The 18004-nt window shown below is 36.9% G+C and carries 26 protein-coding genes and 1 pseudogene; 19 read left to right on the forward strand and 8 right to left on the reverse strand.

The window, feature by feature from the left end:
- Positions 1-5: 5 nt before the first annotated feature.
- Positions 6-155 carry a hypothetical protein gene (locus V7108_RS18705; protein ID WP_335512273.1) on the reverse strand — a complete coding sequence of 50 codons (150 nt, stop codon included), beginning with the start codon at positions 153-155 and terminating at the stop codon, positions 6-8.
- Between the two features lie 211 nt (positions 156-366).
- Between V7108_RS18705 and V7108_RS18710 the strand changes: the two genes are divergently transcribed.
- From V7108_RS18710 to V7108_RS18735, 6 genes are all read left to right on the forward strand, one after another.
- A complete protein-coding gene (locus V7108_RS18710) occupies positions 367-1302 on the forward strand; it encodes a dipeptidase (RefSeq protein WP_335512272.1) in 936 nt (311 codons plus the stop codon).
- The gene (locus V7108_RS18715) at positions 1299-2327 is read left to right on the forward strand and encodes a P1 family peptidase (RefSeq protein WP_335569072.1); all 1029 of its coding nucleotides are present in this window, start codon (positions 1299-1301) and stop codon (positions 2325-2327) included. The genes V7108_RS18710 and V7108_RS18715 overlap by 4 nt, the downstream gene beginning before the upstream one ends.
- A gap of 7 nt (positions 2328-2334) precedes the next feature.
- Positions 2335-2565, forward strand: coding sequence for an excisionase family DNA-binding protein (locus V7108_RS18720; RefSeq protein WP_335512270.1), 231 nt, complete (start codon positions 2335-2337; stop codon positions 2563-2565).
- A gap of 60 nt (positions 2566-2625) precedes the next feature.
- Positions 2626-3039 carry a DUF488 domain-containing protein gene (locus V7108_RS18725; protein WP_335512282.1) on the forward strand — a complete coding sequence of 138 codons (414 nt, stop codon included), beginning with the start codon at positions 2626-2628 and terminating at the stop codon, positions 3037-3039.
- Positions 3040-3244: 205 nt separating this feature from the next.
- Positions 3245-3979 (forward strand): GDSL-type esterase/lipase family protein, encoded by a 735-nt coding sequence (locus tag V7108_RS18730; RefSeq protein ID WP_335569073.1) that lies wholly within the window; start codon positions 3245-3247, stop codon positions 3977-3979.
- Positions 3980-4026: 47 nt separating this feature from the next.
- Positions 4027-4494, forward strand: coding sequence for an SRPBCC family protein (locus V7108_RS18735; protein ID WP_335569074.1), 468 nt, complete (start codon positions 4027-4029; stop codon positions 4492-4494).
- A gap of 79 nt (positions 4495-4573) precedes the next feature.
- Here the strand turns inward: V7108_RS18735 and V7108_RS18740 are convergent, their stop codons facing one another.
- On the reverse strand, positions 4574-4882 hold the full coding sequence (locus V7108_RS18740; protein WP_420489201.1) for a DUF3889 domain-containing protein: 309 nt from the start codon (positions 4880-4882) through the stop codon (positions 4574-4576).
- A gap of 185 nt (positions 4883-5067) precedes the next feature.
- On the reverse strand, positions 5068-5715 hold the full coding sequence (gene trhA, locus V7108_RS18745) for a PAQR family membrane homeostasis protein TrhA (RefSeq protein ID WP_335569076.1): 648 nt from the start codon (positions 5713-5715) through the stop codon (positions 5068-5070).
- Between the two features lie 130 nt (positions 5716-5845).
- On the opposite strand from trhA, the gene V7108_RS18750 reads away from it, so the two are divergent.
- Positions 5846-6436, forward strand: a complete 591-nt coding sequence (locus V7108_RS18750; protein ID WP_335512265.1) for a DUF1836 domain-containing protein — start codon at positions 5846-5848, stop codon at positions 6434-6436.
- A 17-nt stretch (positions 6437-6453) separates the two neighbouring features.
- Here V7108_RS18750 and V7108_RS18755 read toward each other — a convergent pair whose 3' ends face one another.
- Positions 6454-8010: a glycosyl hydrolase family 28-related protein gene (locus V7108_RS18755; RefSeq protein ID WP_335569077.1), complete on the reverse strand. Its 1557-nt coding sequence runs from the start codon at positions 8008-8010 to the stop codon at positions 6454-6456.
- A gap of 115 nt (positions 8011-8125) precedes the next feature.
- Here V7108_RS18755 and V7108_RS18760 point away from each other — a divergent pair, with 115 nt between their 5' ends.
- Together V7108_RS18760 and V7108_RS18765 are read left to right on the forward strand one after the other, a co-directional pair.
- Complete coding sequence (locus V7108_RS18760) at positions 8126-8611, forward strand: peptide ABC transporter substrate-binding protein (protein WP_335569078.1); 486 nt, start codon at positions 8126-8128, stop codon at positions 8609-8611.
- Between the two features lie 222 nt (positions 8612-8833).
- The gene (locus tag V7108_RS18765; RefSeq protein ID WP_335569079.1) at positions 8834-9148 is read left to right on the forward strand and encodes a DUF3892 domain-containing protein; all 315 of its coding nucleotides are present in this window, start codon (positions 8834-8836) and stop codon (positions 9146-9148) included.
- A gap of 83 nt (positions 9149-9231) precedes the next feature.
- Here V7108_RS18765 and V7108_RS18770 read toward each other — a convergent pair whose 3' ends face one another.
- Positions 9232-10107, reverse strand: a complete 876-nt coding sequence (locus V7108_RS18770; protein ID WP_335569080.1) for a LysR family transcriptional regulator — start codon at positions 10105-10107, stop codon at positions 9232-9234.
- Between the two features lie 167 nt (positions 10108-10274).
- Here V7108_RS18770 and V7108_RS18775 point away from each other — a divergent pair, with 167 nt between their 5' ends.
- From V7108_RS18775 to V7108_RS18805, 7 genes are all read left to right on the forward strand, one after another.
- Positions 10275-11213 carry a DMT family transporter gene (locus V7108_RS18775; RefSeq protein ID WP_335569081.1) on the forward strand — a complete coding sequence of 313 codons (939 nt, stop codon included), beginning with the start codon at positions 10275-10277 and terminating at the stop codon, positions 11211-11213.
- Between the two features lie 115 nt (positions 11214-11328).
- Complete coding sequence (locus V7108_RS18780) at positions 11329-11661, forward strand: hypothetical protein (RefSeq protein WP_335569082.1); 333 nt, start codon at positions 11329-11331, stop codon at positions 11659-11661.
- A gap of 12 nt (positions 11662-11673) precedes the next feature.
- A complete protein-coding gene (locus V7108_RS18785) occupies positions 11674-11919 on the forward strand; it encodes a hypothetical protein (protein WP_335569083.1) in 246 nt (81 codons plus the stop codon).
- Positions 11894-12250: a DUF2085 domain-containing protein gene (locus tag V7108_RS18790; RefSeq protein WP_335569084.1), complete on the forward strand. Its 357-nt coding sequence runs from the start codon at positions 11894-11896 to the stop codon at positions 12248-12250. The genes V7108_RS18785 and V7108_RS18790 overlap by 26 nt, the downstream gene beginning before the upstream one ends.
- Positions 12251-12495: 245 nt before the next feature.
- A complete protein-coding gene (locus tag V7108_RS18795; protein ID WP_335569085.1) occupies positions 12496-12930 on the forward strand; it encodes an HIT family protein in 435 nt (144 codons plus the stop codon).
- A complete protein-coding gene (locus tag V7108_RS18800; RefSeq protein ID WP_335569086.1) occupies positions 12927-13550 on the forward strand; it encodes a histidine phosphatase family protein in 624 nt (207 codons plus the stop codon). Before V7108_RS18795 ends, V7108_RS18800 begins: the two co-directional genes overlap by 4 nt.
- A 49-nt stretch (positions 13551-13599) precedes the next feature.
- Positions 13600-14298: a nucleotidyltransferase domain-containing protein gene (locus tag V7108_RS18805; protein WP_335569087.1), complete on the forward strand. Its 699-nt coding sequence runs from the start codon at positions 13600-13602 to the stop codon at positions 14296-14298.
- Between the two features lie 36 nt (positions 14299-14334).
- Here the strand turns inward: V7108_RS18805 and V7108_RS18810 are convergent, their stop codons facing one another.
- The gene (locus V7108_RS18810; protein ID WP_335515132.1) at positions 14335-14895 is read right to left on the reverse strand and encodes a maltose acetyltransferase domain-containing protein; all 561 of its coding nucleotides are present in this window, start codon (positions 14893-14895) and stop codon (positions 14335-14337) included.
- 135 nt (positions 14896-15030) lie between these two features.
- Here V7108_RS18810 and V7108_RS18815 point away from each other — a divergent pair, with 135 nt between their 5' ends.
- A complete protein-coding gene (locus tag V7108_RS18815; protein ID WP_335515135.1) occupies positions 15031-15606 on the forward strand; it encodes a GNAT family N-acetyltransferase in 576 nt (191 codons plus the stop codon).
- A gap of 41 nt (positions 15607-15647) precedes the next feature.
- Here V7108_RS18815 and V7108_RS18820 read toward each other — a convergent pair whose 3' ends face one another.
- Positions 15648-16412 carry a DUF3891 family protein gene (locus V7108_RS18820; RefSeq protein ID WP_335569088.1) on the reverse strand — a complete coding sequence of 255 codons (765 nt, stop codon included), beginning with the start codon at positions 16410-16412 and terminating at the stop codon, positions 15648-15650.
- Between the two features lie 173 nt (positions 16413-16585).
- Entirely contained in the window at positions 16586-16981 is a 396-nt protein-coding gene (locus V7108_RS18825) for a secondary thiamine-phosphate synthase enzyme YjbQ (protein WP_335569089.1), read from the reverse strand.
- A gap of 98 nt (positions 16982-17079) precedes the next feature.
- Between V7108_RS18825 and V7108_RS18830 the strand changes: the two genes are divergently transcribed.
- Both V7108_RS18830 and V7108_RS18835 read left to right on the forward strand, forming a co-directional pair.
- On the forward strand, positions 17080-17478 hold the full coding sequence (locus V7108_RS18830; RefSeq protein ID WP_335569090.1) for a GNAT family N-acetyltransferase: 399 nt from the start codon (positions 17080-17082) through the stop codon (positions 17476-17478).
- Positions 17479-17491: 13 nt separating this feature from the next.
- Positions 17492-17998 (forward strand): annotated as a pseudogene (locus V7108_RS18835) (histidine phosphatase family protein); the annotation flags it as partial.
- Between the last annotated feature and the right edge of the window lie 6 nt (positions 17999-18004).

Raw genomic sequence — 18004 nt, forward strand, 5'->3', positions numbered from 1 at the left:
ATTTTTTAGTTATTATTTTCGCTGAAGTAAGGGTTTCCGCTAATGTTTGCACGCATTTCATCCGTTATTGTAATCGGCACATTTACAGCAGAATTAGCAGCGGAAGTTTCATTGTTTTGAATACTTCCATCATAATGAATCGGGTTATTTGTCATAGGTAAATTCACCTCCATCAATCTAGTTTATACATAAATTTTACTATTTATTTACTTGTATTCATAGGTAATTTTTATTATTCTAAATGCTATTTCCACTGGTAATTATTTACTGTGATTGCTTGCTGGTATTTGAGTGTTTAGTTTTTCCTTCATTTAACCTTTCCTTGTTATTTATGATAAAATTTTTTACAAAAGGAGGAAGCTCTCTATGAAACTAATTGACCTGCATTGTGACGCATTATTAAAGCTTTCTGAGGGAAATGGCACGCTGCGTTTTGCTGATGCGAAAGAATTGCAGACAAACAAAGCTCGTTTACATAAAGGGCAGGTTAAGGTTCAATGTTTTGCAATCTTTATTGAGCCAGCCATCCCATCGGACCTGAAGTTTCAGGTGGCGCTTGAACAAATAGATTATTTTTACAAGGAAGTCCTCGGGAAAAATCCAGATATCATTCATATTAAAGAATGGTCCGATTTTGAACGAATCAATATTGGCCAAATTGGTGCTATGTTAACCCTTGAGGGGATCGATGCCATTGGCAATGATTTAATGAAGCTTCATATTCTTTATCAGCTGGGGGTTCGTTCCGTTGGGTTGACATGGAATAATGCGAATTTAGCTGCCGACGGAGCGGGGGAACCGCGCGGGGGCGGATTGACGCTGTTTGGAAAGGAGATTGTAAAGTTTAATAACGAGCACCAGATTCTTACGGACATTTCTCATTTAAGTGACAAGGGAATCTGGGAGGTAATCGAATTAGCTAAATATCCCATTGCCAGCCATTCAAATTCACGTACTCTCTGTAACCATCTTCGAAATGTTACGGATGAACAGGCAACGGCGATGTTTAAGAGAAACGCAATGATTCATGTGGTCTATTACCCCCCTTTTATAAAGGAATCCGGGGAAGTCACCATCGATGACCTTGTGAAACACATTGATCATTTCTGTTCATTGGGTGGAGTCAGGCATATTGGATTAGGTTCAGATTTTGATGGAATATCCATCTTTGTTAAAGATTTAGAGGACGCCTCGAAAACTCAAAATCTAATCAATGAATTATTAAAGCATTTTAAAGAGGATGAAGTACGAGGGTTTGCCTATCAAAACTTCCTCGACCATCGGCCAGGTGTGTTAGGATGAAGGTCAGAGAAACTGGTATAACTGTAGGAAAGCTGCCGATAGGTATGAAAAATTGTATTACAGATGTCGAGGGTGTTATGGTTGGCCATGTAACCCTGGATTACCCATTAGATGCTGCTGGTGAGGAATATGCGTGTACAGGAGTGACCGCGATACTCCCTCATCAAGGGAATGTATTTAAACAAAAAGTAACAGCCGCGAGCTATGTGATTAACGGCTTTGGAAAAACAACAGGGCTCGTTCAAATCAATGAATTGGGTCAAATTGAATCACCGATTATGTTAACAAATACGTTCGCTGTTCCGGCTGTTACCCAAGGAACCTTAGAATACATGCTGGCTGAAAATCCTGAAATTGGTGAAACAACAGGTACGATAAATGTTATTGTGGGTGAGTGCAATGATAGTTATTTGAATTCGATTCGGAAATTTCCAGTTAAGCCGGAGCATGCGATTGAAGCAATTCGTAACGCTTCGGGTGGTCAGGTTGAGGAAGGTGCTGTTGGCGCTGGCAAAGGGATGATTTGCTTTGGTTACAAAGGCGGGATTGGTACGTCTTCACGTACCACCGGTGAATATACAGTTGGATGCCTTGTTCTCACAAACTTTGGAAAGAAGGAAGAATATCAAGGGTTTCGTTTTTCTGAAGTGGAGGGACTTTCGGAGACTGCAGATGGATCCATTATTATGGTGCTGGCAACAGATGCTCCTTTGAGTGACAGACAGCTTTTGCGTGTCGCAAAGCGCTGTGGAATCGGACTGGGCAGAACTGGAAGCCACTTTAGCCATGGCAGCGGTGATATCGTAATCGCCTTTTCAACAGCACATAAAATTGATCATTTTTCTGAAGTAAGTACGGAACAGCGAATTCAATTGCGAGAAGATCATCCTCAAATGAACCAGTTATTTACTGGAGCAGCTGAAGCTGCCGAGGAAGCCATTTTAAACTCACTTTCTCAGGCAGTGACAACAAAAGGAAGAGCAGGAAGAGTAGTAAATACTATCACCTTTACGGACGGGGAATGAAATAAATATGTATCTAACCATAAAAGAAACAGCAGAATATTTATCAATGCCAGAATCAACCATTGAAGACCTAATCAAACAAAAAAAAATCCGTGCCATCCATGACGGAGAAAACTGGATCATCAACAAAGAACAATTCAACACCCACCTAAAACAAATAGAAAAATACAAACACCTAATCGAAGAAATCCTAAACGAACCCATCCCCGAAGACCTGGATATAAAAGATGAGGACTAAATGAGTTGGTGAGTTGGTGAGTTGGTGCCTGTCACCGCCCGTGGACACTGTCCACGTGGAATGGACACTGTTATCAGAAGACTAATAAATAAGGAGGGAACCCTTCTGAATAATCTCTTCCTGAAAAGGATTTATGAGCCATTTGATGAGTTGGATGGTTTTCGGATCTTGGTGGATCGGCTTTGGCCGCGTGGGATTTCGAAGGATGCAGCCAAGTTGACGGCATGGGAAAAGGAGATCGCTCCTAGTCCTGAGCTTCGAAAGTGGTTTTGTCATAAGCCTGAGTTGTTTGAGGAATTTCGAGTAAAATACATTGAGGAATTACGTACAGATGAACAAAAACAGATGATAATCAATCAAATCATAGCCATGACTTCAAAGGGGAGAGTTACTCTTCTTTATGGTGCTAAAGATCCTGTATATAATCATGCGATTGTACTTCAAGAAGAGCTAAACAGAATTATAATGAATTAATAGCCTAAAATGAGGAGCTCCGCGATAAACAGGGGCTCATTTTTTTATTTATATCTCTCTATTTCTAAGAGGATAATTACACAAATTTCTTGAATATGTAGGATATACAATCTTGGAGTTAAACTCACAGATACTACCAACATGAGTCTGGGTGTAACTGGGAAAACTCCTAAATAAATCAGCAAAAATAGGAGTTTAAAATGAAATGAAAAATTATATCCTTTTCTTCTGTATTATTTTAGTAGTATTCGGTATGTATACCGGTATTCGTAGTTCTTCGGCCAGTACAAAGGTTATTAACCTTGTAGCCCTCGGTGATTCTATCACACATGGAGTAGGGGACCCTGCAAAAAAGGGGTACATTGAAGGCCTTAAAGTATTATTGGAGGATGTACAGAATACTCCCGTCAAGGTGAGTAACTTTGCTATACCTAGATATTCAACTGATAAAGTTCTCGAGCAACTGCAGGATAAAAAAATCAATGCGCAAATAACAAATGCAAATTATATTATTCTTTATATCGGAACGAATGACTTTAGAAAGAGCGCAAACCATCAATTTAACCCACTTGATGTAAAAAAAGTAAATGAGGGTAAAATTAACTTCACTACAAACCTTAATAAAATCCTTGAAATCGTTAGGAAAGACAATTCTGTGGCTCCTATTTTTGTTTTAGGTTTATATCAACCCTATATAGAATACTCGAACCGCCAAGAAATCCTAAGCACCATTGAAGATTGGAACAATGAAATTGTCCAAGTGGCAGGTCATTTTGATCGCACTTACTTTGTTTCCACGCTTGACCTATTTCAAGATAAGCCCAAAAGCACCTATTTCAGTGATTCCCTACATCCCAATCCTGCTGGCTATAAACTAATTGCTAATCGATTATCTGAAAAAGTATTAAAGGAAATGAGTATTAAATCATCATCAAATTAGAAACCATAGTGAAATAAGCTATGATTAATGAAAAAGGGAGTATTTGCATGATAACACTAAACGAAAAACCCATTGTAAAAGCAGAAATGCTTATTCGCAAACCAGTTGAGGAAGTATATGAAGCTTTTATCAACCCTGAAATCACGACAAAATTCTGGTTCACCAAAAGCAGCGGCAGATTGGAGGAGGGAAAGCGAATCAGATGGGATTGGGAGATGTATGGTGTTGGGGACGAATTAGATGTAAAAGAAATAGACCCAAACAAGCTTATTCGCATTGAATGGTCTGACGGAACAAAGGTAGAGTGGAAATTTACTTCCCGAAACGACAATCAAACATTTGTATCGATTACCAACACAGGTTTTTCAGGTAGCGGAGATGAAATGACTGCACAGGCCATTGACTCAATGGGTGGATACACGATGGTCCTCTGCGGGTTAAAGGCGCTCCTTGAGCAAAATATTATTTTGAATCTTGTATCCGACAAAGCCCCTGATGCGATTGTTCAAAAATAGAAATTTCTTTTATACAAGGTACTACAAGAAAAGCCTCCATGGATTGGAGGCTTCTCTCGTAGAAATTCCCGTTTAACCATCATCTAGGTGTTTCTTTATAGGTGACCTTAATAACTTTTTGGGTCTGATTATTAAATTCAATATCGACAAAGACGCCAAATTCCTTTTGGGTCCCTTTTAACCATAGTTTGAATTTTTCTGTTGATGAAACTTCGCCCGGTACCTTTCCAATATGAAGATAATCCACTACCTGCGCATTGGGATATTTTTTTTGTGTTTCTTTGACAGCAAGTTGCCCCCACTTGGCATAAGAAGGAATAGGTTTTTGCTGGGCATAGGCAGTGTTGCTAAAATAGCTAGTATATAAAGGACTTGAGAAGAAAGTCATTGTTGCGCAAATAAAAATAAATAGGATTCTCACGGTTTCCAACTCCTTTTTTACTTAATATGCGAAAACGAGTCATGGCTTATGTAATTTACGTTCAATCTATACGTAGGGAAATACTTGGAGGGTAGTAAATTCTATAATGAAAAATGGAAAATGCCTCTACAACAACAGAGGCATTTTCCATTTTAGATAACATATAAAAACACACATAAAAAGTGAGACAAGCTGCCAAGCATAATGAAAATGTGGAAAATCTCATGAAAACCCATGTATTTTGATTGAAGAAATTTTGGTTTAGCTCCGTAAATGACTCCGCCGATTGTATAGAAAATGCCTCCCAGTATTAATAGAAATAAGCCAGCCGGGTCTAAACTACTTGCTAAAGGAGAGAAGAAAAATACAATCATCCAGCCCATTACAAGATACAATGCCGTTGAAATCCAGCGTGGGCAATTAAACCAGACCATCTTGAACACCACTCCGCTTAAAGCCACCGCAGCAATGATTGAAAATAGAATATTACCCGTGGTGCCATTCAAACTAATAAAGCAAAAAGGTGTGTAAGTACCTGCGATTAAAATAAAAATCATCGAATGATCAAGCCGCCTTAGAAACGCGATAACGTGATCACGTGCAATTACCATATGATAAGTGGCAGATGCAGAATAAAGGAGGATCATGCTGACGCCAAAGATAATAACCGCAGCAATTGCCATCGCTGAAGTGGTTGTGCTTGACACTTTCACCAGCATTGCGAGGAGTCCGACGAACGATAGCAGCGCCCCTGTTAAATGCGTAAGTCCATTAATTGGTTCCCGAATATAATTGCTCAAAATAAAACCCTCCTAACACAACATGTAGTTTCAATAACTACTTATAATGATAAAGGTAATTCAACATCTAGTCAATAGATATTTCTTGGGATATACTAGTAAGAAGAACATGCAGGAACGGGGTTTTACGATGGAAAAAATCCATGAAGTTATGGAAGAACTTGCTCTAGAGGCAAACCTACTGTTAGATGAAATACCGAATATTGATTTATATATGGACCAGGTCATTCAGTTATTTGAAAATAAATTTAGAGATACTAAGCGAAATGATGAGGAAAAAATTCTAACCAAAACAATGATCAATAACTATGCGAAAGGGAAGCTTATTTTTCCAATAAAAAATAAGAAGTATTCCAAGGAACATTTGATTTTGATGAGCCTAATTTATCAGCTTAAAGGTGCTCTGTCGATTAACGATATTCAAGTAACGCTTGATGGAGTTAACAAAAAGATTATTAAAGAAGATATCGAGTTAGATTCTTTTTATACGAGTTACTTATCTCTTTCTCAAAGAAATGTAGAGGTTTTCAATGAGGATATCGATGAGAGAGTGAACGATGTTAAGGAGGAAGTAACGAAAATGGGGGAAAAGCATTCTCCGTATTTAGAACAGGTGCTAATGATTTCTTCGCTTGTACATATGAGTAATTTATATCGAAAAGTCGCAGAAAAGCTGGTAGATGAAATTGTTGTAGAAAAAGAAGAAAAGCGTCATCGATGATTAAATCTTTGACGCTTTTATCGTTCTTTCACATTTTCAACGATTATATCTTGTACACCTGCACCAATATCAATTGCTTTTGTACCAGAATTACGAACCTCAACGTTACTTATTTTGACAGAGTCCGCAAGGTTTTTTCCTCCGTAAATTTTTATGGCTGCACTAGCACTTTTAAAATCCTTGATTGAGATGTTTTTTAGAACAACATTCCTAGCGCGATACTGAATCGCAATAACAGGGTTTCCATTATAGTCGTATTCCCGGTCACCGATACATGTAAAGTAATTAACCACAACATTTTTATAGGCAGAAACAACCAAGCACCGTGGAGTGGAATATTTATATAGATCTGTAAAAATTGGTGCAATTGCTGCAAGATTTATTGCTGAAATATTGTAGGCAGATTTAGACTCTGAATCTGTGCTTTTGTGGTGTCCGATATGACGGAAATTGTAACTGCGGTTATCGTTTAAAGAAATATGCCCAACAATTTGCACATTCGATGCGGCAGACGAATCTTGGTGAGCCTTAATTTCAACTCCGCCAAAACACCTCGCAGATGAATTATTAACTAATAAAATATTCCTGGAACCATCATCAATTTCAATCCCATTTGAATTAGAAAAACCTTTCTGGTGAGCGCGACCGCTTGGGTCACACATATGAGAGCGAGAAATAAAAATGTAGTCGCTATGATGGGTGGTAATTCCATCATCTCCGAAACCATAACCATTTAGATTATCGAGCCAAACGTACTTACTACCACCACATGCTCTGTAGCCGTCTCCAGCATAATTGTACAAGGTAGAGGAAATATCAAAGCAATGCAGACCTGGATTAATGCCTTCTACATCTTTTACCCAGCCATAGGTGACATTTGCATAGGTTAAACAGCTGGAATAGTTACCCCAGGTACTAGTCTTTGTTACATTCCCAAGCCTTTCAACATTCCAGTTTAAACTCATTCCCTGCACAAATAAATGATGATTTCCTTTCCTGTGGTTTGCGTTGGTAATGAGTCTGGTTTCCTTTGCTGCTTGGTCATGCAGCTTGATTGTTGTTTTGCCTTTTCCAGCACCAACGAGAATGGTCCAAGAAGGCATGCAAATACCTTTTGTAATAAAAACACCCTCGGGAACGATAACTTTTACTCTTCCATTTCCAAACGCTCTTTTAAAAGCTTCCGTATTGTCTGTTTTTCCATCACCTATACCGCCAACGTCTAGAATGTTTACTTCTTTCTTAATGGTATTTAGCAAATGACTATACTCGTCATCCAGCTTAGTTTTCCACTTAGGGTATACATTTCCAACAGAATCAACCAGAATCTGAGTTGGTTCTAGCAGGATGAAGGGTTTTGCAAAACAGCGATAAAACCCCTCAAGCACCTTCTTATAAAAAGGAACGGGAGTAAATTTATGGTTTATCTGAGGACGAGGCTCATGCTCACTACATTTCTGGAAAAGCTGTTCCGTTTCCTTAATGACGGCTTCGATATCAAGCTGTTTTTCAGTAATTTTCACTAACAGTTCTCCATTTTTTCGAGGATCATGATATTTATCCAAATACAGCATAATTTCTCACTCCAATTATTCAAGCTTGGTAGAACTATTATTACCTAAATAAGGTAAAAGCTCTTGAAACAAAATGATTTTAACTCCGTCTATAGAAATAAAGGGGGAATGATGTTTGAGGAATAAACAAATAAGTATCCTTTTCATTCTTATACTAGTTCTTACTGCTTGCACAAGTAAAGAAAAATCAAAAGAACATTTAGGTGAGATTTACAGTATTGCGTTGGATGCGATGATGGAAAAAGACAAGGCATTAAATAGTGAGATGGAATTTATCGCAATCAATATGAGCACTATGAAGGAACTAAGCAGCAAGGATAAGGAAGAAATAATAGAGTTTTTCGAGGGAAAGTATGGGGTTGAGGTCATGGATGCTGACTTGGAGAATCTTAAAGAGCAAGGTTTATACGAATCAGAAAAGATGGCGATAAGAGGTGTTCTGCTGAGTTTTGAAACAGTGATTTTTAAATATAATAATACCGTAGTCTTTGAAGGTTCTAAATATCATTCTGCACTAGGCGCGATTGGAGTGGAAATTACCGTTCATTTTAAGGATGGAAAATGGCAAATAAAAGAGGTAAATGAAACTTGGATAAGTTAATACAGGCGTCCTAAACATCATAAAAAAAGAAGCTGTTATTGTTACATTAAACAACATTAACAGGTTCTTTTTATATATTTATCCCTGCTGCAAACATCCCAATAGGGTGGGTGCCAGCAACACAAAGCCTAGAATTTGGGAATTTTTTGTAGGTTTTGTGTACATTTGAATATTTTCTAACCGTTAACCACAAAATACTAACATATGTTCGGAGGTGGAAGGATGGAAGAGAAAAATTTTGAGAAAATTTATGAAGAATACAAGCAGCAAAGTGAGCAGCAGGCACATTTAGAGGCGGCTCAAAGCACCCCAGGTGATAAAGAGGAAATTGTTGCTGTGAGAAAGAATGATGATGGGGACATTATCGCTTTTAAAACAAGCTCAGGGCGAGAGTTGGATTACATTACCGCTCTAACAGAGGCAAAATCAGGTCAGATTGCCCATGTTGATGTTTTCCACAAATATGGAAGAGATATCATCCGCAGTGAACCTGACGGGATAAAAGAAAACAATCTTGATCAACTGCCGGAATTTTAAGTGGAAATAAAATGGCAACATATTCCGTTGGTAAGCCTTAAGAATGTAAATTAAAATGAGTGCCGAATTGCAGGATTTGGCACTCATTTTTCTTTGTTGTTTCTATATGATAAATATTCTAGAAATTTCTTGGATGCAAGGGAAAGTGATTTTTGTTCTCTCATGGCAACACCAATATTCCTAAAAGCAGGAACTTCAAGCTCTTTCGCTATAATTTTGTGAGGAATACGCTTTAATATCAATTCCGGTAATATACTGATTCCTAGTCCATTTTCAACCATGGACATAATGGCATAGTCATCCCATGTTGTAAAATTTACATGTGGCGAAATTTCGTGTTTCTTAAAAATTTCAGAGATTTCTGCTTTTGCTCCCTTTTCCAACAGCATAAACGGACTATTCAGTAAGCCGTTAATGGGAAACTTTTCGCAATTAGCAAGAGGATGATTTTGTGGAATCACTACCAGCAAACGGTCTTGTTCCAAAAAGATAGTTTCAAGTTCTGCTGTTGTAGGCAGCCGCAAAAATCCAAAGTCAACACGTCCATTTATGATCCAGTTTTCAATTTCTGTATAATCACCTAGAAGAAATTCGAAATCAATCTTTGGGTAATCCTTCTTAAAAATTTTAATCATGTTAGGGAGCCAATGAGATGCTACGCTGGAAAAGGTCCCAATACGAATCATTCCAGATTCCATATCGTGTAAGTCTTCGATCTGCTTCATTAAGATTTCATACTCATTGCAAATTCGCTTTAATTGGGGCAGTAGCTTTAATCCATCAGAGGTTAAATTGATACCGGCATGTCCTCTTTCAAAAAGGAAAATTCCCCATTCCTTTTCTAAATCGTTAATCATACGGCTAATCCCAGACTGTGAATAGTCCAATATTTCGGCCGCTTTTGTAAAACTACCGTATTCTACTGCTTTGACAAATGCCATATATTTTTGGATATTCATTTCTCTTTTCTCATCCCATCTGATTTTATCATACCTCTCATGATAAACATTCGTTTTTGTAATGTGTGTAATAATGATATATTTTTACTATTAAATATTCAAGTTCGGAAAGGAAAAGGTTAAGCATCTGCGAAATAGTTGTTTCACAGATGCTTTTGGGGGAAATGATGAAATCAAAAATTCAGTTTATATTATCCATGATGATTTTCGGTACGATTGGTTTAGTGGTTCGATATATTGATCTATCCTCGAGCGAAAGAGCTTTACTAAGCAGTTTCATAGGTTGCTTATTTTTACTGTTAATATTCTTCATGATGAAGAAAAAAATATCATGGAATTTAGTTAAAGCTAATGCTTTATGTTTGATTCTTTCAGGTATTGCTTTGGGAGGAAATTGGATTTTTCTTTATCAATCGTATGACCATACGACAATTGCCAATGCAACCCTAGGTTATTACTTTGCACCTGTATTTGTAATGATTCTTTCTCCCTTTGTACTTCGGGAACAGCTATCCATCAAGAAAATGGTGTGTATTGGTGTAGCGATCATTGGGATGTTAATGATTTTAGGAGAAGGCGTGAGTGCCTCCGGATCAGAAGATCTACTTGGACTAACCTTTGGATTAATCGCAGCTGCATTTTATGCTGCGTTATTACTTTTAAATAAATTTATTAAAGATATGGGAAAGTTAGAGCTGACCATCATTCAGCTTGGAACAACCACTTTACTTCTAATGCCATATGTTTTCGTGACCTCTGGCTTTGGTATTTTTGAAGTATCAAGCTCTTCCATTCCTTTTATTTTAATTTTAGGGATTATCAATACAGGGATTGGGTTTTGGTTGTTTTTCTCTGGTATGAAAGGATTAAGAGGACAGAGTATAGCTATGCTCAGTTATGTGGATCCATTTGTAGCTATCTTGATCTCTGCCATTATCCTGCAAGAACAAATGACAATTGTTCAAATGCTTGGTGGTGTACTGCTATTAGGTTCTACATGTGTTAGTGAAATTAGATCAGACAATAGTTTAAATCAATTAATGAAAACACGGCTGAATAAAGTTAATAACAGTGATGGCAATAAAAGAAATGGCTCAGTCTTATAAACTGAGCCATTTCTTTTATTACAAAAATAAAAAACACGTACATGTTTAATAGAAAAAGGTTTTTTGCCTAATAAATGGAATATAATTAAAAAAGTACTTCTTAGGGGGATAAGCAGTGAGGATTTTGAGAGTAATTGGGGCAGTTGTTTCGATTGGAAGCTTTCTATTTTGTAGTTTCATTTTACTTCAAAACCCATATACCCATTCAAGTGTGGAACCAGATGTGTTTATTTCCTTTACTATAATGTACTTAATGCCTGTTATGGTTGCAATTTATGCTAGTATTTCTAGAAAGGCCAAACTGCTATTGGTATGTTCTATCTGGGCATTGCCGCTTAGTTTGTATGGTTTAGCCACACCTAGTGTATTTGAATTTTTTGTAATAGGACCTATTCTTCTACTGATTGTAGGAATCCTAATGTTAAAGAATACGAGATTTAAAGAATGAAAGGTGACATTTATGTTTTTTCTTTTGCTCACAGGAATGATTATTCTATTTGTGGTCGGAACTACATTGTTGGTGAAAGGTGAAATCCTATATGGTTCGATTGTGACTGGCGCAGGTATTCTATTGCTGCTGACTGTATTGATTTATTATGGAAGGAAGAAGTACCGAAAAAAGAAATATGACTGTACGCCAGACTGTGATTGTGGCCCAGATTGTGATGGAGGACCTGATTGTGATTGTGGACCAGATTGCAATTAATCTAAAGCGGATAACCGACATTGTTCCTTGTCACCGGATGAAATCAAGGAGTCTAACCATTAACGGATATACACTGCCATTATGCGCAAGATGCACAGGTATCTTAGCTGGCTATTTATTTTTTCCATTTTTTTTGATCCTGAATTTGAATTTTCCTTTATGGCTGGGGATAGTATTAAACCTTCCAATGGTGATTGATGGCTGGACACAAAAAAGGAAATACAGAATAAGCAATAACTCATTAAGATTATCAACTGGCATCGTGAGCGGCTTGGGTCAAAGTATGATTATCGTAAGTGTGAGTCAAAAGATTATTTCTATTTTTTTATAACAAAAGTACACGCTTATCCATTTCAAACTCGTCCAATAAAGCATTAAATAATATAGAACGATTTTGAAGGGAGTGAGTGTGATGTTAGACTCCTTATTTGAATTTATAAAACAGCTGATTTCACTGATTTATCAATTCTTTTTAACAATTTTAGAAATGCTGCAAAATATATTATAAAGGTCGAGATTTAAGGCCTTTTTTTGTTAGAGTAAGAGTATTAGAATTTCAAAAAGGTTGTGTTTAAAATGGCCTGCTTAGGTTGTAATTTGGCTAATAAAATTCAGCCAGTCTATGTTGTTTACGAGGATGACTTTGTTTGCTGTTTTTTGGACCATGAACCATTCAATGAAGGTCACGTGTTAATTTTGCCGAAGAAACATATTTGTGACCATGATGAACTTGACGGTAAAACAGCAAATTCAATTATGAAAGCATCCATTCTGTTATCAAAAGCCATAAAAAAACTGTTTCATCCAGATGGGATCATGATCTGCCAAAATGGCGGGATATTTAATGAATTAACACACTACCATATGCACGTGGTACCTAGATATAAAGATCAATCATTTGCCGATTTTTATTTAGATGATGAGATTATCATAGAAAATGAAACGAAGTTAAAAGAGACAACTAGAAAACTAATTGAAGCAATAAGTGAAATAAGGAGAGACCGATTATGATCACACTATACATAACAAGGCACGGAGAAACAGAATGGAACACTGAAAAAAGAATGCAAGGCTGGCTGGATTCAAACTTAACCGAAAGCGGGATAAAAAATGCGGTATGTTTAGGTGAAAGATTGAAAGAAACAGAGATAACAGCTATTTTCTCAAGTCCAAGCGGGAGGACGAAAGCCACTACCGGCTTGATACGGGGAGAAAGAAATATTCCTGTAATTTATGATGAGAACTTGAGGGAAATTAAACTGGGTCAATGGGAAGGTAAGACTCATTCATCCATTAAAGAAATGTATCCCACAGAGTTTGAGTCATACTGGAATGCACCGCATCTATTTACGACTATTGGAGGAGAAAAGTTTGAAGAAACACGAGCAAGAGCCATTCAGGTATTAGATCGAATAAAAAGAGAATATAAATCTGGAAATATATTAATTGTTACTCATTCTGTAGTCATCAAATGTTTGTATTCATTTTTTAAGAATTCATCAATTGAAACCTTATGGGACCCTCCTTATATTCATGATACGAGTCTTACGATTGTTGAAATGGATGAGAGTGGTTATAAGCTTGTATTAGAAGGGGATACAACTCATCTAGGATCTATGAATTATATATAGAAGATGATTTACTTTTTATAAAAAATATGGGGTGTTGAAGATTAAGAGAATGGAAGCTTACAAAGCTGCTGAATTATTTACCTTAAACCATTTTCCCGACTGTCATGGTGCCTTATTAGCTGGAAGTGTCGTTCGAGGTGAGGCCACCGAAACATCTGACCTTGATATCGTGATATTTGATAAGTATCTTAAATCAGCATATAGAGAATCTGTCATTGAATTTGGCTGGAATATAGAGGTTTTTGTACATAACTTAACTTCTTATAAGGATTTTTTTACAAGTGATTGTGAAAGAGCGAGGCCTTCCTTGCCTAAAATGGTTTCAGAAGGAATCGTGTTAAAAGATAGTGGAATCATGGAGCACATTAAACAAGAGGCAATAGATTTATTAGAAAACGGTCCCCAAGAATGGTCAGCTGAAACCATAAGAATCAAGCGTTATTTTATAACAGATGCTCTTGATGATTTTATAGGTTGTACAGATAGAGCGGAAGAAATATTTATAGCGAATACACTTGCTGAATTAGTTAGTGAATTTGTCTTGAGAACGAATCGACACTGGATTGGTGCTTCTAAATGGGTAATCCGTTCATTGAGAAACTATGATGAAAAGTTTGCAGAGTGTTTTGTGAATGCCTTTGATACTTTTTATAAAACTGGGGATAAAAATAAGGTTATTGCATTGGTTGATGATATCCTGCAGCCATTTGGCGGAAGGCTATTCCAAGGTTTTTCCATAGGAAAGTAGTAAAAAAGAGCTTAGACTAAGCTCTTTTCATTTTCTTTATATTTGAATTTCTTTAATAATCCTTGCTGGATTCCCGCCAACGACAACATTGTCTGGTACATCTTTCGTCACGACTGCACCAGAGGCGATAACGACATTATTGCCTATATTAACCCCAGGATTAATGACCGCGCTCCCGCCAATCCAGACATTGTGGCCGATATAAACCGGAATTCCATATTCGGCTCCAGAAATTCTCTCAGTTGGATTTATTGGATGGGTTGCTGTATAGATATGTACACCAGGGGCAATAAAACAGTTATCACCAATATGAATTTCACAAACATCTAAAAATACACAATCAAAATTCGCATAGAAATTCTCGCCAATATGGATGTTGTACCCATAATCACATCGGAATGTTGGTTCTACATAAAGACTTTTTCCAGTTGAACCGAATAGTTCTTTTAATAGAATAGTCCTTTGCTCCTCATCGGTTTCAATCGTTTGATTATATAATCTGGTAAGTCTTCGGGCATTTATACGTCCTTGTAATAATTCAGGATCTGCTGGATTATAAAGTTCACCAGCCAGCATTTTCTCTTTTTCAGTTGTCAACTTCAAACACTCCTCATTCAATAGCCAATAAGACAATTGTATCATATTGTGCGAAAACGTTAAAAAATACCACATATAATGGGTTAATTTTACACATACTTTCCTCATTATGACTTAATATAGAGGAGTATAACAATGCATTGGTATGAGAAATTAAATCAGTATTTTCCCGTTGAGGAAATGAAATCGAGAGAGCATATGGAAACACTGCTAAAAGAGCGTTCTGATATTTATCATAAAGATGAGGGACCTAATCATGTGTTGATGTATGCTGAATCGGATGATTTTGTATTTATTGATTATCTTTTTGTTTCAGGAAATGCCCGTGGCCAGGGACTTGGTCATAAGTTGATCGAAAAAATGAAACATAAAGGAAAGCCCATTATCCTCGAAGTTGAACCAGTGAACTATGAAGACAGCGATAGCGAAAAAAGGCTTCATTTTTATAAGCGAGAGGGCTTTGAACACGCAAATTCTGTTGGTTACGAAAGAAGATCGTTAGCTACTAATGAGCTTAATAAAATGGAAATCCTCTATTGGGCACCAAATAACGAGTCTGAAGAGCAAATTTTTGAAGCGATGAGAAAAACGTATGATAAGATACATACCTATAAGGATCGACATTTTTATGGGGAATCCTACGAACCAGTTGATGATGTATTAATCTTTAGCGAAAATCCACAAAATCAAAATATATTAGACAACCTATGAGAAATGCTTTACTCCATAATGGAGTAAAGCATTTTTGAAATTTATTTAAAAACTATCTTCCTAATAGAAACAGGGGTATCTTTGTATGCTTGTAAAACGCCATTTTTCTCAATTTGTTCTTTGCTTACAGCTCTAAAGGGCAATTCTACTTCCATTTCACCTTTCAAAGGGGAGAAGGAAAGCGAAACACTTTCTTGGTTTTCCCAATGAGCGACAATTGGTTGTTCCGTAACAAAGGAAAATAACTGTGGAAATCCATTGCGAAAAAAAGGGTGGATCCCTTTATTATCGCCAGGTTCATTTAGACTGATAAACAGGGATAGGTAATCACAAAACTTTAATAGATCTAAGTGGTACATCAGGGTTTCTTGTTTGTGCTCATTACCGGCTAATTGTAATTCCTTTGAAAGCCTTTCCTGTCTTTGCTTTTCTTCTTTCCAAAATTCCCTGACAGCTGGCTCGCTAGGATCCTGAATGAACGAGGTATAGTGCAAGCTGCATAATAACCCTGCGTACTTGCTCATTTTTTCTACCTCATCTAATCCCTTTTTATAAAAAGTAATTTTGAGTGATAGTGGGTAATCAATAAAAGAGTATGGTTTCTCGGTTTGATCATTCCATACCGGAGACGAATCCAACTCAATCCAGCCTCGGTCATGTTCTTCGATTGCAAGGAGTATTTCTTGGGTATGATTATCATCAAAGAAATACTCCCCTTTGCAATTTCGGGCAATAACGCCAGCAATTTTTGCGTGGTCATTCTGAGTTACCAAAGAATAGTTTTGTTTCCGTTCTAGTACAATCATTCTCGTAAATCCCTTTCTTTGCAAAACCGAACTTGTCCGGTTTCTCATGTTACCTACTATATTTCCTTTCATCAGTAGATTTAAACTACAAAGTTAAGAAAAGAGACATTTACAAAAGAAGGAAAAAAGCGATGTAATAAAGAATTTACTATTTCTGCTATATATATTTTAGGCTAGAGTATTTTCACGTAAAAAGTTCGTGTGCGTGGTCCGTCAAACTCGCAAAAATAGATACCCTGCCACGTACCTAACAGCAGTTGTCCGTTTGCAATAATAATATATTGTGAAGCCCCGACAGTACTAGCTTTCATATGGGCTGCGGTATTGCCTTCCATATGGCGATCAAGTTGGTGGTGCCATGGATAGACTTCGTCAAAGCGCCGAATCATGTCGCGTTTCACATCCGGATCTGCATTTTCATTAATGGTAATGCCTGCAGTTGTGTGCGGACAATACACAATAGCAGATCCTTCCTGAATGTTATTTTCTGAAATGAATTCCTGAACCTGATCGGTGATTTCTATCATTTGATCACGGGTGTTTGTTTTTACCGTAAATTTTTTAAGCATAGAATACTTCCTTTCGAATCTTTTACAAATTATTATAGTCGATATCTTGAATTTTTCATCTAAAGTATTATCAGTATTATAATAGGGGGGATTAACCAATGAATCACATACATATCCGAAAGTATCAAGAGAGTGATTTTAATAGAATTCAAGAGTTAAACGAGGAAGAGGGCTGGAGTAACTTAGTAGAAAAGAACGAAGATACAAAAGAAGCATGGAAAAATTCAAATGTTTCGTTTGTTGTGGAAGCAGAAGATGAAGGAATAGTTGGATATATTAGAGGTTTTACCGACACGCGTATCACTCTATATATTTGTGAATTGCTAATTGATAAAAAGTACCGTGGTACGGGTATTGGCAGAGAGTTACTCCGATACGTTCATGCTCAATATCCAAGTACTCGAATGGAACTTCTTGCTTCAAGTACCTCTCATACATTTTATGAGGCTCAGGGATATCGGCCATTTTACGGGTTTAGAAAAACATTTGAAGAATAGGGGCGAAAACATTATGAAGAAAATTTATCTTATCAGGCATTGTGAGGCTGAAGGGCAACCGGCGGAATCAGCATTAACAGACAATGGTTACAAGCAAGCTAACCATTTATCTGAATTCTTTAGAGGGGTTCCGATTGATCGCATTATTTCCAGTCCATATAAGCGTGCTGTGCAAAGCGTAGAGCCACTTGCAAAAAGAATGAATCTTGAGCTTGAAACTAACGAGCTATTAACAGAACGTGTACTTAGTTCCAAAAATCTTTCTGATTGGCTTAAAAAACTAGAAGCCACCTTTGATGATTTTGATTTGAAATTTGAGGGCGGAGAGTCTAGTAATGAAGCAAAGAAGCGAATCATAAAAGTAATGGATGAAGTTCTACAAAGTGAAGAGCTAAATACCATCATTGTCACACATGGAAACTTACTGTCCTTACTTTTAAATCATTATTACCATCAATTCGGCTTTGAAAATTGGAGAAACTTACGAAATCCGGATGTGTTTCTTTTGAAAATAGAGAACGAAACT

It is taken from the genome of Neobacillus vireti, assembly GCF_036962345.1.
In the GTDB taxonomy this organism is placed as follows: Bacteria; Bacillota; Bacilli; order Bacillales; family Cytobacillaceae; genus Neobacillus; species Neobacillus vireti_A.